Source organism: Streptomyces sp. NBC_01216, from assembly GCF_035994945.1.
GTDB lineage: Bacteria > Actinomycetota > Actinomycetes > Streptomycetales > Streptomycetaceae > Streptomyces.
The window spans coordinates 1-13,105 of sequence record NZ_CP108678.1 but is presented as its reverse complement, the minus strand read 5'-3'; the positions used below and the strand labels follow the sequence as shown (position 1 = coordinate 13,105).

Sequence of the window (13,105 nt, the reverse complement as noted above, 5' to 3'; positions counted from 1 at the left end):
GATCGGCGGCGACGAGCTCGGGGCCCGGGCCTACGTCAAGGCCGCCCTGGGGGAGACGGACATCCTCGCCCCGAGACGGCGGAGCCACCACACCGACGTCGAGGGAGAAGGACAGCCCCGAGCCGTCGCCCTCGGAGTCGAAGTCCATCACCACTACTACTACGCCGAGACCCAGGCCCCGACCGCCGACCGGGACCGGGTGTTCTCCGGTCCGGGGACCGTGCGTCCGGGGAGATCTCTCCCCTCCACGCTGAGATTCCGGTCGGGGAGGAGATCTCTCCCCGCGCACAGCTGGCCGACTGGCCGGGCAGCCTCGGATGCGGCTGGGCCGGGAGGTGATCTCTCCCCTCCGTCCGGAGTGGAAAGGAAGCGCCGACCGCGGGGGAGTGACATCTCCTCCCTGTAGCCGGCGGCGGGATTCATGGCCGCTCGTGCGCCTGGAGGAGATGTCTCCCCCAGGCGGAAGGTCGGGATCGCGTCGGCCGGGAGCGGACAGGGTGGTTCTGTTTGGGGTTCTCTTTGGGGTCCTGTTTGGAGTTCTCTTTCAGGTTCCGTTTCAGGTTCTGTTTGGAGTCTCTTTCCATTCGAGTCGCTGGAAGCCAAACAGGCAGGTCACAGGCACGGACAAGGGCACTGCGGCACGCCGACTACTTCCCTACGGGCCTATGGCGGAGCTGGATGGACGTGCGAAGAAACATCAGCTGGATCGGGAGAGAGCGGGTAGAGCCGGCGTGCGGCGAGAGGCAGAGGGTTGGAGCGGTACGGGCGACGGACGGAGGAGGAGCGGGGTTGGAGCGGTACGGGCGACGGACGGAGGAGGAGCGGGGTTGGAGCGGTACGGGCGACGGACGGAGGAGGAGCGGGGTTGGAGCGGTACGGGCGACGGACGGAGGAGGAGCGGGGTTGGAGCGGTACGGGCGACGGACGGAGGAGGAGCGGGGTTGGAGCGGTACGGGCGACGGACGGAGGAGGAGCGGGGTTGGAGCGGTACGGGCGACGGACGGAGGAGGAGCGGGGTTGGAGCGGTACGGGCGACGGACGGAGGAGGAGCGGGGTTGGAGCGGTACGGGCGACGGACGGAGGAGGAGCGGGGTTGGAGCGGTACGGGCGACGGACGGAGGAGGAGCGGGGTTGGAGCGGTACGGGCGACGGACGGAGGAGGAGCGGGGTTGGAGCGGTACGGGCGACGGACGGAGGAGGAGCGGGGTTGGAGCGGTACGGGCGACGGACAGAGGAACAGCGGAGTTGGAACGGCAGAACTGTGCAGACGGACGGAGGACGTGACCGGCAGGTGGCTTAGGGCGGAACCATGGCGAGCAGAGCGGGTAGGTCGGACGGCAGCAGGCCAGGGACGTTGGCGGCCCATTGGTGCGTGGCACGGGTGAGATTGTCCGGGAGCCGGGAGCCGGGAGCCGGGAGCCGGGAGCCGGGAGCCGGGAGCGGTGGGGCGGAGGGAGAAAGCAGGGTGCCCCGCTCACGTTGTGAGCGGGGCGGGGGCGGGGGCGGGCGCTACGCGGCGCGCTGGTTGGCGTCGGCCAGCAGGGAGCGACCCACGTGCCCTGCGGCTTCTGCGGGGGACTTCCCGGCCCCGAGGGCCAAGAGGTAGCGCGTAGTGGTGACGGCGACTGCTTCGGGAGTGCTGAGCGCCTTGTGGACCATGGGCGGTCGTACGCCCCACTTCTGGGCGATCAGCGTGCTTGCTGCGGAGGTGATGAACGCTACGGCGTCGGCCACGCCGTCGGGTGTCTCCGGGGAGAGCGAGTCGCTCATGGTCCTACTCCTTCCAGGGGGTGGCGTGGTGGTTGGGCCGGGCTGGGCCGGGAGCCCGGGGTGCGCCTACTGGGCGCACCCCGGGGGGTGGGTCACGCCTTGGTCAGTGCGGTCAGCTCGTCCGCCAGGTCCGCGCGCTTGAGGTTCAGCGCGGCGATCGCGCCGGTGAGCTGTGCGGCGGGAGCCATGTCCGGGGTGACGTCCGGGCTGGTCATCCCGTTCTCGGGCAGCTCGTCGCGCTGCTTGGTCAGGTCGGCGATCCGCTCGCCGATCGACAGGAGGTCGAGCTTGAGCATGTCGATCTTGTCGGCCTTCGCCTTGGCGTGCTGCTCGGTCCAGGGGGTCTCCGACTTGATGAACTCGGCGTACTTGGCGGTCAGCTCGGCGAGGTCGTCGCGCTTCATCCACTCGACCACCAGGGCCGTCACCAGGTCAGCGGTGCGCATCGCGGTTCGACCGGAGATGTCCACCGCGCCGACACCGGTGGCGTACTGGGCACCGGCCAGGTTGTGGAGCCAGATGATCGGCGAGGTGGCCGTGATGTCCAGCGGGTTCACCTTCTTGTGCCCGACCACGAACGGGGTACTGGCGCTTCCAAGGGCCGGGACGTCGGTGCGCTGGTGCCGGTCCTCGGCCGAGCCCGCGCCGAACTGGACGTTCACCAGGCCCGGCACCGTGGGCTGCGCGTCGTAGTCGGGGTGGATCACGAAGGACCCCACCGGAATGACGCCCTCCTGCACGATCCGCTTGACCGTGTAGGTCACCTCACCGTTCTCGCCGATGCTGCTCTCAGCCGAGTAGGTGGCGCCGGTCACGGTGGTGAAGGTGGTCTGAGCGGTCATGTCGTCCTCCTGGACGTGTGGGTTGGACGGGGCCGGGCTGCGTGTCGTTCCCGACCCCTTGTGAGAACTACTCTACACAGACTCATAGAGTTAAGCAACTCTGATTCTATGGGTCATCGACTGTCAGGCAGCGGCGGGCATCGTTCGCCCCATGGCTTCCCGCAGTGCCTGGTGTCCGACGGTCGTGGCCTTGACCACGAAGACGCTCCGGGTGAAGGCCCGGACCTCCGTGCACTCGGCCAGCGCCTCCCAGAGCTTGAGCTCTGCAAACAGCTTCCGGAACGCCTCCACGGACGTCCGGGTTATGGAGTACTGCCTGGTGGTGTGTTCCATGATCGCGCCTTCTTGTGAATGATGGTTCGGTGTGAGGTATCGAAGTGCTGGGCTCCTACAGCACCTCGACCGCGAAGATCATGAGGAAGCAGACCGTCGCTATCCAGGCAGCCAACATCAAGAGCCCGACCGTGTCGCTAGAAATTGCCTTGATGGTCGATGCCACGAGTTCCAGCGAGTCGCGGGCGGCTGTGGATTCGGGGAGAGCGTAATACGGGGGGCGCCGCGTCAGCAGAAGCCCGTACTCCGCCTGATAGTCGTCCGACCTGGTGAAGTACCCGACGTAGAACTCGGCCGTGCGTCGGCTGCTGGCGTAGGGCCTTCCCAGGTAGCCGCTGAGGTCCAGTAAGGCCCCGTTGCGAGTGACGTACCAGGTGGAGTAGGCGCGTCGCTTGACGTTGTAGGAGTCCATTTCAGTCCCTTCGGCGCGCGCGCCGGCCGAGCGGTCGCACGGGCGGCGGCTTTTGCCGACCTCGTGATCACTACAGTACAGCAACTCATAGACTTAAGCAACATCGAGTCTGCGGGTGGTATTGCGACGGTCAGATGAACAACAGGCGTGCCACCATGGCGCAGGCAATGCCGAGCTGACTGACCCCCGCCTTGGCCACCTGCGGCTTGTGTGCCTCCAACGCGCTGTCGAAGGTCGGGATGATCGCGAGCAGCGTGGCGCCGACGGTGCCGCTCACGGCGGCGGATGTAACGAGGAGCTCCGGTATGCCGTCCACGAACGCCACAACCGACAGTACTTGGACGCCGTAGGCCAGCGGGGTGAAGCGGACCAGGGTGTCGATGTTCATCGCGGGCTCCTCGTGGCGACGGTCGGCACCCCCGACCTCGTGGGCACTACAATATCCGAACTCATTGAGTTAAGCAATTCACTTCGGTCCCGGCTGTGCTGGGGAGTGATCTCTCCACCCCTGTTGCCCTGGCCCGTCCTCGGTCCGTGCTCTTGGACGTCCGGCGGGGTGGTGGGGGTGATCTCTCCGTCCGCCCCGCCGCGCCCCGTGCTGTCCGCGCATCCGCCCGGGCCGCGCTGCCCGTGCCGTTGTCCGTCCGCCGCGCGGCCCGGGCCCCCGTCTGCCGTCCGCACGCGCGCTCCCGTCCGCCCGCCCCGGTGCGCCGCGCCCCTCCGCCTCCGGGTGGGGTGATCTCTCCCTGCCCGTCCGCCTCCGGGCGGGGGTGATCTCTCCGTCCGCCGTCCGTCCGCCGGGCCTGCCTCCGCCCCGACCCGCGTCCGCCTCGGCCCGCCCCCGCCGCCCCGGCCGCGCGCCGCCCGCTGCCGCGCCCGCGCGCCGTCCGTCCGCCGCCTCGGCGTCGTCCGCCCCGGGCCCGCCGCGGTCCGGCCTTGTCGGGCCGCTGTCGCGCTCGTTGGGTTCCCTTTTCACTCGTTCTCGTTACAACATTCCGCCCTCGTGTGTACCGGTGTGGCTAGACTGACGCCCAGCGTTACACCTTCTCCGGGTGTGGGTCGGCTTGTTGTCCGGGCCGTGCTGTGCCCTGTCCGGGGCCGGGGCGGCTTCCCGCCGTCCGCCGGTCCGCCGCGGACGGGCCAGCCCGCCCCGTCGGCGGTCCGGCCGTCCGGTCGTACCGCCGCCCGGCCGGGCTGGCCCGTCCGCCCGAACCCGTTTTGGCCTCCGGCCCCGGCCCTGGTGCCGGGCGGGGTGCCCGGGTCGTCCTGGTGACGGTGCCGGGCCGGGCCGGGCCGTCCTCCGGCCCGGTGCCGGTTGTTGTCTGCTGTTGTGCCCCTTTCTGTGTCTGGAGTCGTGGTGTCCTCTTCTCGTTCCTCCCGCGCCGCTGCCGCTGCCGGTGACGGTCGTCGTGGTGATGCCGGTGCGGCGCGCGGTACGGACGGGGTGGCGCCGGTCGCGGGCCTGGCCGGGCCGGACACCACACCCGCCGCCGGGGCCGGTACACCCGAGCCCGCCCGGGTGCCTGCTGTCGGGAGCGCCCCGGCCGCCGTCCCGGCGGGGGCCGTGCCGGATGCGGGTGCGGGCCCGGTCGTCTCCCCGTCCCCGTCCCCGGCTGTTTCGGGCACCGCGCCCGCCGCCGGTCCGCCCGCGCCCGTGCCCGCTGCTGGTGCTGTTCCGGCCGTCGCGGCCCGCCCGGTGTCTGCTGTCGGGAGCGCCCCGGTCGCTTCTCCGGCCCTCGGCCCGGCCGCCTCCCCGACCACCGTGCCGGTTGCCGGCCCGGCCCCGGCCGGTGACGACGGCCCGGTCGTCCCGGCTGCAGGGGGCGCCGGGGCCCCGGGTACGACCGCCGGCGTCGCGGGCCCGGCCGCCGGCGCTGCACCCGGTCCGGCCCGCTCCGGAAACTCCCCGCGCGAGTCCGTACGCGGGACGGCTTCTTCGCGGCGGCCCGTCCGGACCACCACCACCACCGCCTCCGCCGCACCGGCCACAGTCGTCCGGGAGCCGGTGCCGGGGGCGGCCGGTCACCTCGCCCTTCCCGGCCCGGAAGACCCGCTGTGGACCTCGATCCCGCTGGGGCTGCGCCAGAACCTGGCCATGCCCGCCTACCAGCTGGTGAACCCCCCACGCGGTCACCTGGCCACCCCGGCGGGCCGCAAGCTGAAGTCCGCGCTCGGCGCCGCCGCCCGGCTCAAGCTCACCGGGACGCACTGGCTCGTGCTGCTCACCGCCCCGCGTACCGCGTTCGGCGGCCCGACCAGCCAGAGGGCCGGCCAGGTGTACAAGGCCCTGGAGCAGCTGGTCGCCGACCACCTGCGGCCCGCGCTGGGCGAGGCCGCCGCCGTGGCGGAACCGCCCGCGCCGGGCGCCCCAGCTGGACCGCAGCCCGACGACGGGGTGGAACCGGCCGCGCTCGCGCCCGTCGTCCCGGACGCCGCTGTGCCCGGCCCGGCCGCCGAGGTGGCGGCCGCCGCCGACCCGGCCGCTGCCGCGTCCGCTGCCCCCGCTGCCGTGGCGGGCCCGGACATCCCGTCCGGCACCGGCGGGACCACGCCCGCCGCCCCGCAGACCGACGCGCCCGCCGTCCCGGCGGACGCCTCCGCCGTCCCGGTCCCGCTGGGCCCCGCCCCGGTCCCGCTGGGCCCCGCCCCGGTCCCGCTGGGCCCCGCCCCGGCCGACCCGGCCGCCGCAACCCCCTTCTCCCCAATGCCGTTGGCGCCACCTCGGCCACTTCGGCCACCTCGGCCGCCGCCGACGTGCCGACCTGCGCCGTGTCCGGCCCGTCCACGGCCGATACAACTCCCCTCGTTCCCAGTGCCGTTGATGCCACCTCGGCCACCGCCGCCGCGCCGTGCCCCGCCCCCGCCGGACCGGACCCGGAGACCACTGACCCGGCGGCCGGGACCCCGACCCCGGCCCCGGTCGGTGGCCTGCCGGAGCTCCTGCGCCACGCCACCCGCACGCCCGGGACGATCCTGGCGGTCACCAGCGCGCACACGACCACCGCCCAGACCGCTCTCACCCACGCCCTGGCGCAGGACCTCGAGCCCGTGGAGCTGCCGACCGTGCAGGTGAGCGGCCACGACCGTTCGTCCCTGATCCGCGCCCTGTACAGCCGGCTCGGCCTCGGCCGGCGCCGCCGGCTTCCCGGTCTCGACGAAGCCGAAGGCCTGATCACCGCCGAGCTGCAGCGCGCCCCCCGCCTGGTCATCGCCATCACCACCCTCGGGCTGCGCCCCTCCGCGCTCGAACTGCTGTACCGCTTGTGGGAGCCGGAGCCGTTCCCGCTGGTGCTGGTCGGCGACACCACCCTTGACGGCCTCCTGGGGCGCCACGACCTCGCGGAACTCCACCCCCACGTCACCCGCCACCGTGTCCAGGAGGCCGCCGTGCCCACGCCCACGCCCACGCCCACGCCCGCGCCCGCGCCCGGCGCGCCGCAGCCCGCGCCCGCCGCCGACCCCGACGCGCCGACCGGGGTCGGCCCGGCTGCGCCGACCCCGGCGCCCGACGGCGATCTGACCGCGGACCTGCGCGAGGCCGCCGAACACCGATCGGTGCTGGTCGTCACCAGCCCGGACCCGGTCGCCACCAGCACAGCCCTCATGCACGCCCTCGACACCGGCGAACTCCAGCCCCTCTACGTCCACGGCACCGCCCTGGACCAGGTAGTCCCCGAGCTGTTCAAGCACCTCGGCCTCGGCCAGCGCCGCCCCCGCACCCTGGAAACCGCCGTCGTCAAGATCACCGCCGAGCTGCGCCGCTCACCCCACCTGGTCATCGTGCCCGCCGCACACGAGCTGCCCGAGGACGCTCTGCGCTGGCTCGGCCTGCTGTGGGCCCACTCGGCCTTCCCCCTCGTCCTGGGCGGCGACCTCCACCTCGACGACGTCCTCGGCCAACCCGAACTCACCGGCCTCTACACCAGCGCGACCCACCGCCACCTGACCGCGCACGCCGCCGCTCCGGCCGCAACCGTCCCGGCCCCGGCTTCCGCCGCCCCGCTGCGCCCCGCCCCGGCCCCCGCCGGCCACCCCAACCCGGCGGCCGACGACACCGCCGGCCCGGAGACCGCCCCGGAGGCCGACGGCCTGCTCCACGACCTGCGCTCCACGGTCGAGCACCGGGCCCTGCTGTGCGTCACCGGCCCCGGCCCGGAGGCCGCCACGGCGGTCACCGCCGCCACCGAGCACCAGCCGCTGCCCGCCGTCTGGATCCGCCCCCACCCCAACACCGACGAACCCGCCCTCATCCGCGCCCTGTACACCGCTCTCGGCCTCGACCACCGCCAGCCGCAGCCCCGCGAGCACTCCGCCGCGCTCAAGCTCGTCGCCGCCGAACTCGACCGCTCCGCCCCCCTGGTGGTCGTGCCCGACGCCCACCAACTGGCCACCGCCGCGCTGCAGACGCTCTACGGCCTGTGGGCGCGGGGAGGCATGGAACGCTTCCCCCTGGTCCTGGTGGGCGACGACCACCTCCACACCGTCCTCGACCGCCCCAAGCTGGCGAGCCTGAAGTCCACGGCCGACCACCACCGCCTGGCCCCCGCCCCGGCCGTCACCCCCGCGCCGGAGGCGCGCGAGAACACCCCCACCACCCCGGCCTCGGTCCCGGCCGCCGACCGCACCCCTGGTGCTGCTGCCGCGCCCGGTGAACACCTCGCTGCTCCCCACCCGGCCCCGGCCGCCGGCCGGGCCACGGCAGAGCCGGCCCCCGCCGCCGACCCCTCCAAGGAGTCCACCACCACCATGCCGACCCCGACCCCGCGGGCAGCGCCCGCCGCGCCCGGTGAAGACCCCGCCGCCCCGGCCCCGGCGCCCGCAACGCCGCCACCCACCACGTCCGACGCTCCCGCCGCCGGTTCGGCTCCCGGTCCGGCGGCCGACACCGCCGCCACGCCGGGTCCCGCCCCGGCCGTCGTCCTGGCCCCGAGCCCGCAGACACTGCACCAGGCCCGCAGCACCCTCCCGCAGCTGATCAGCGCCGCCGGCCAGGGCACCTCCACCCCACTGGCCCGCGGCACCCACCACGCCCTGCTCACCGCCCCCACCACCGCCACCGCCCTGGGCTGGGACCTGACCACCGCCACCGCACACGGCACCGCCGACGCCCGCAAGAAACTCGGCGACCTCATCCAGGCCGCCGCCACCGGCCACCCCCAAGTCCTGCGCCGCCACGTCACCCCCCTCGCCGTGCTGCTCCCCGCCACCCCCGACGGCACCCCGCTCCCGCCCGCCACCCACCCCGACCGGCCCACCCCCGCTACACCCGAAGCGGCAGCAACAACCTCACATGGCACCGGAGTTGTAACGCCCACCCCTGGCGCCGCCCCAGCCACCCTCCCCGCCGCAGCCGTTCCCACCGCCCCGGCCGCCCCGAGCGCACCCACGCCCGTACCGCCGCCGACCCCGGGCAGCGGACCCGCCCCGCACCGCAGCAGCGAAGTCGAGCCGGACGACACCCTGTTCCCCACCCTGGCCGCTCCCGCCGGCCAGCCGGCCCCGGCCCCGGCGCCCGCCGTGGTCGAGCCCGTCCCGGCCGCCACCCCCGCCGCGGCTGCGCCCGGTCAGGCCGCCGACGCCGAGCCGGCCACCCCGAACGCACCCGCACCCGCGCCGGCGCCGGTGGCCGGCGAGCCCGCCCTGCAGGACCCCGCGGCCGCGGCCCCGCCGGCCGACCAGCCGACCACCACGCCCCCCGCGGCGCCCGCCCCGCGGCCCCCGCGCCGCCTCGCGCCGCTCGCCGACGCCCTCACCACCGTCCTCACCCCCCAGACCCCCGACCCGGACACCGACACCCCGGCCGGCCCGCGCGCCCTGTCCACCGGCATCCGTACCCTCGACGACGCCCTCGGCGGCCTCCAGCCCGGCCGCTTCTACCTCGCCGCCGCCGCCCCCGGCACCGGCGGCAGCCTCCTCGCCACCACCACCGCCCGCACCACCGCCCTCGACCACCACCTCCCCGTCCTCTACGCCGCCTCCGGCCTCACCCGCGCCGACGTCGCCGCCCGCATCGTCGCCGCCCACCTCCCCGTCGACTACCGCCGCCTGCGCACCGGCCACCTCACCCCCGCCGAACAGGCCGACGCCACCACCCTCCACGCCGAACTCGCCGCCGCCCGCCTCTACATCGACGACGGCACCGACCTCACCCCCGAAGCCATCGCCGAGACCGCCGCCGACCTCGTCGCCGACCTCACCCACACCACCGCCCAGCCCGGCCTGGCCCTGGTCGTCGTCGACCGCCTCCAGGCCCTCGACGACCCCCGCCTCCCGCTCTCCGGCCCCCGCCTCACCGACGCCGTCCAGGCCCTGGCCCACCTCGCCCGCACCCACCACGTCCCGGTCCTGGCCATCCTCGACACCGACCAGCCCGACCTGATCACCGCCCTCGGCCTCGACACCACCCTCACCCTCCACCCCCACCCCGACGCCCCCACCACCCAACTCCTCGTCACCATCGCCGAACGCGACCTCGGCACCCAAGCCACCCTCACCCTCACCGCCGACCGCACCCACGCCCGCCTCACCGACCCCACCCCCTTCACCCCCTACACCCACCCCCGCCCGGCGCCGGAGGCGCCCACCAGCACCAGCACCACCACCGCCCCGGCGCCGGAGGCGCCCACCAACACCCCCACCCCAGCGCCGGAGGCGCCCACACAGGCCCCCGCCTGGCCCACCGCCGCCGTCCCCGGCCACCCCGCCCAGGACACCACCGCTGCGCCCGACCTCGACCCCGACTCCGAGGTCACCCCCGCCACCGCGGCCACCCTGGCCAACCTGACGCCCGCCCACCCGCTGCGCCCGACCCGGGGCCCCGCGGCGCGTACAGCCGCCCCCAGGCCCGCCCGCGCCGCCGGCGGGGACTACGCGGGCCGGGACTACGGCCACTTCCTCGACATGATCAGCTCGGTCGTCGAGCAGACCCTCCAGGAGCACGGCGGCGACACCGAAGCCGCGATCACCGCGCTGGAGCTGAAAGCAATTCCGAACGGAATGGCCCTCTTCGAGGCAACCCGAGTCGGCGGAAATTACGAACACACCGTCTACCCGGAACGCCTTGAATTCCTCAGCAAAAAAACCCGCGACGGAGCCGACGACATCTGGGAAGGCCGCCACAAGTGGGAGAACGGCCCGCTCCTGGGCCAGGTCAAGGCTGGCACCCTCGCCAGCGTGGCCGTCGACGTCCTCGACACCAACGCCGCCTACTGCAGCGCCCTGAAGACCTGGCTGCCCATCGGCGCCCTGCAGCACGACCCCGACGGCGGCTTCCACTCCAAGCGCTCCGGCATCTACCTCCTGCCCAAGCGCCCCGCCTGGGAACACCCGCACCTGCCCGACCCGATCGGCAACCGCCGCGAGCCGGGCCCGGTCCTCCTGGACGACGCCACGATCCGCCTCCTGATCCGCTGCCACAAGCTCGGCCTCGCCGAGGCCCCCGACATCACCCAGTCCTGGACCTCCGGTGCCTCCGAAAACATCACGGAGAAGTTCCGTCGCGTCCTCACCCTCGCCCGCGAAAACGCCATCCGCGACGGCGATGACGTCACCGAAAAATACGTCAAGGCGATCTATGCCAAGTTCGTGTCCACCATCGGCGAATCATCATTCAACCGCGACCTCCGCCGACCCGACTGGATGCACATCATCCGCAGCCAGGCATTCGCCAACCTCTGGTACAAGGCCAAGCGCGCCCACGACCACGGCCTCACCATCGTGAAACTCCGTGGCACTGACGAACTCCACATCACCGGAGACGTCCCCTGGCGCTCGGTATTCGAAGAAGGCCGCCTCACTACTCAGCTGAAGCTCAAGAACCAGTACACCATCGACGCAAAGGCCGCCTAATGTCGACCGACGGCTGGAAGAACTTCGGAAAATACGGCGCCAACCTCGACCCCGAAAACCGCCACGGGAAAATCGTCCTCGGCCGCGCCCTCGAAGACGCCCTGGAACGGATGATCGTCGAAGGCGGCATCAAATCCCCCGTCACCACCCGCCGCGGCCTCACCGCCCGCATGAAGTACCTCACCACCACCCAAGGCGGCGCTCAGGCCATGGCCGACGCCGGCATCACCGCCGTCCCCAAGACCATCAGCGCCTGGACCAAGGGCAAACAACACCCCCTCCCCGCCAACCTCGACGCCATCGACACCGCCTACTGGAACCTCCGGGCGGCCAACATCCTCAACAACCCCGGCGCGTTCAAGCAGCACCTCAACAACAACGGCAAGGGCACCCGGGTCGAGATCCACCCCATCAACCAGGACGTCGTCGACGAACCGCGCCGCCGCGACAACCTGCGCATCCGCACCCAGCAGGTCCGCTACGTCTGGGACGACGCGGTCGACGCCATGGTCGCCGGCGACATCGGCAAGCTCGAGGAAATCTGGGACGACATCATCGCCGACCTCGACTCCGACTGGGGCGCCTACACCTACGTCCGCCACATCGGCCTCGGAGCCTGACCACCCCCACCAGCCGCCCGCCCGCCCCACCGGGCCGCAGCTGCGCCCCACCCCAGCTCAGACCAGCACCACCGGGCACAGCAACGCGTACATCTCACCTCGCAGCTGAGCCTCCGCGATGTCCCAGGGGCCGGTGATGCTGCCGGCCAGGGCGAAGAAGACGCCGTGACGGCGCGCGGTGCGGCGCCACGGCGCGCGAGCTGTTCAGGCCGCCCTCGTAGAGCAGACGCCGGCCCGGCCGGTCACCGTGAGGACGTCGCCGGCCACGTCCAAGACGGCCGACCAGCCGGCCGCCGGCTCCGCCCAGCCCTCGAAGTCCTCGGACCGCGCCCACCCGCCGGACGCCAGCCCGGCCAGGTGCGGATCCGGCCCGCGGCCACCGGCCGACGCGAACGCCTCGACCCGGTGCGAGGCCGCGAAGACCACCTGCGCCGCTCACACCAGGCCAACGAGCCGGCCCCCCGGAGGTAACCCAGCCAGCGGCCGCCCCCGCCCGCTGCGCACCGCCGGGTCTCCCGGCCGGAGCTCCACCACCTGGCCGAGCAGAAGCCGGCCGAGCCGCCCTCCGGCGGCACCGCGGCCCGCCTCCGAACGCCCGGTCTCCCGAGAATTCCCGGTACAATTCTCGAAGCGCCACAACATGAATCCCCGGTACAACTGGGAGGGGAGACGGGGCATCAGACGGGATTCCCTGACCATGCAATTCTGATACAGGCTCAGGCTGATAGAGTCCGGTACAACTTCCCCGTTCGCAGCGAGAAGCCCGTAGGATATGAGGGGCAATCAGCCAGATGCGATTGACCGTCAATCAGGCGCGTTACAGAAAATTCCACCGCTGCCTGTACAAGTCCCGATTCGGCCGCTAGAATTAGCTGACTGGTTCAGACCAGTTGGCGAGTACGGTAGCTGACTCAGGGTCACAGATTCTCCAGCCAGCAACTTGTAACGGGGCGGGGACCGTGACATACTGGAGCCCGGTACACAACAGGGGAGGCACCCGGAGGGTGTCCACCGAAGGAGTGGCCGAACCCGGGAGTTGAGCCCGGCCGGAGCAGGCAGAGCCCGAAGCCACAGAAGAAAAGCCCAGGTTGAGCCGTAGAGGACCGAATCCATCGGGGAAGAGGCCGCCCGGAGACTCGGATGCCGGTACAAGGGCCGGCCCCGAAGAGCAGCCCCCAACGAGCGAGAGTTGTACCAGCCCCTCCTCCTAGCCAGCCAAGAGCCACGGAGTGGCGTTACATCATTCCGTCACGGTAGTGACGGCGCGTCATGTGTCCGGG

General features: G+C 72.9%; 8 protein-coding genes. 2 read left to right on the top strand and 6 right to left on the bottom strand.

The genetic code is table 11. From position 1 onward, the window contains the following. Positions 1–1,509: 1,509 nt before the first annotated feature. The 5 genes from OG393_RS32465 to OG393_RS32445 all read right to left on the bottom strand — a co-directional run bounded on the left by OG393_RS32465 (position 1,510) and on the right by OG393_RS32445 (position 3,745). A complete protein-coding gene (locus OG393_RS32465) occupies positions 1,510–1,770 on the bottom strand; it encodes a hypothetical protein (protein ID WP_327378639.1) in 261 nt (86 codons plus the stop codon). 92 nt (positions 1,771–1,862) lie between these two features. Continuing rightward, positions 1,863–2,612 (bottom strand): hypothetical protein, encoded by a 750-nt coding sequence (locus OG393_RS32460; RefSeq protein ID WP_327378638.1) that lies wholly within the window; start codon positions 2,610–2,612, stop codon positions 1,863–1,865. 123 nt (positions 2,613–2,735) lie between these two features. Further along, complete coding sequence (locus OG393_RS32455; RefSeq protein WP_327378637.1) at positions 2,736–2,945, bottom strand: hypothetical protein; 210 nt, start codon at positions 2,943–2,945, stop codon at positions 2,736–2,738. A 55-nt stretch (positions 2,946–3,000) separates the two neighbouring features. Beyond that, the gene (locus OG393_RS32450; RefSeq protein ID WP_327378636.1) at positions 3,001–3,357 is read right to left on the bottom strand and encodes a hypothetical protein; all 357 of its coding nucleotides are present in this window, start codon (positions 3,355–3,357) and stop codon (positions 3,001–3,003) included. Between the two features lie 130 nt (positions 3,358–3,487). Then, entirely contained in the window at positions 3,488–3,745 is a 258-nt protein-coding gene (locus OG393_RS32445; protein WP_327378635.1) for a hypothetical protein, read from the bottom strand. A gap of 2,381 nt (positions 3,746–6,126) precedes the next feature. On the opposite strand from OG393_RS32445, the gene OG393_RS32440 reads away from it, so the two are divergent. Continuing rightward, positions 6,127–11,205 carry a DnaB-like helicase C-terminal domain-containing protein gene (locus tag OG393_RS32440; protein ID WP_327378634.1) on the top strand — a complete coding sequence of 1,693 codons (5,079 nt, stop codon included), beginning with the start codon at positions 6,127–6,129 and terminating at the stop codon, positions 11,203–11,205. Next, positions 11,205–11,825, top strand: coding sequence for a hypothetical protein (locus OG393_RS32435; RefSeq protein WP_327378633.1), 621 nt, complete (start codon positions 11,205–11,207; stop codon positions 11,823–11,825). Before OG393_RS32440 ends, OG393_RS32435 begins: the two co-directional genes overlap by 1 nt. 204 nt (positions 11,826–12,029) lie before the next feature. Here OG393_RS32435 and OG393_RS32430 read toward each other — a convergent pair whose 3' ends face one another. Then, on the bottom strand, positions 12,030–12,251 hold the full coding sequence (locus tag OG393_RS32430; protein WP_327378632.1) for a hypothetical protein: 222 nt from the start codon (positions 12,249–12,251) through the stop codon (positions 12,030–12,032). Between the last annotated feature and the right edge of the window lie 854 nt (positions 12,252–13,105).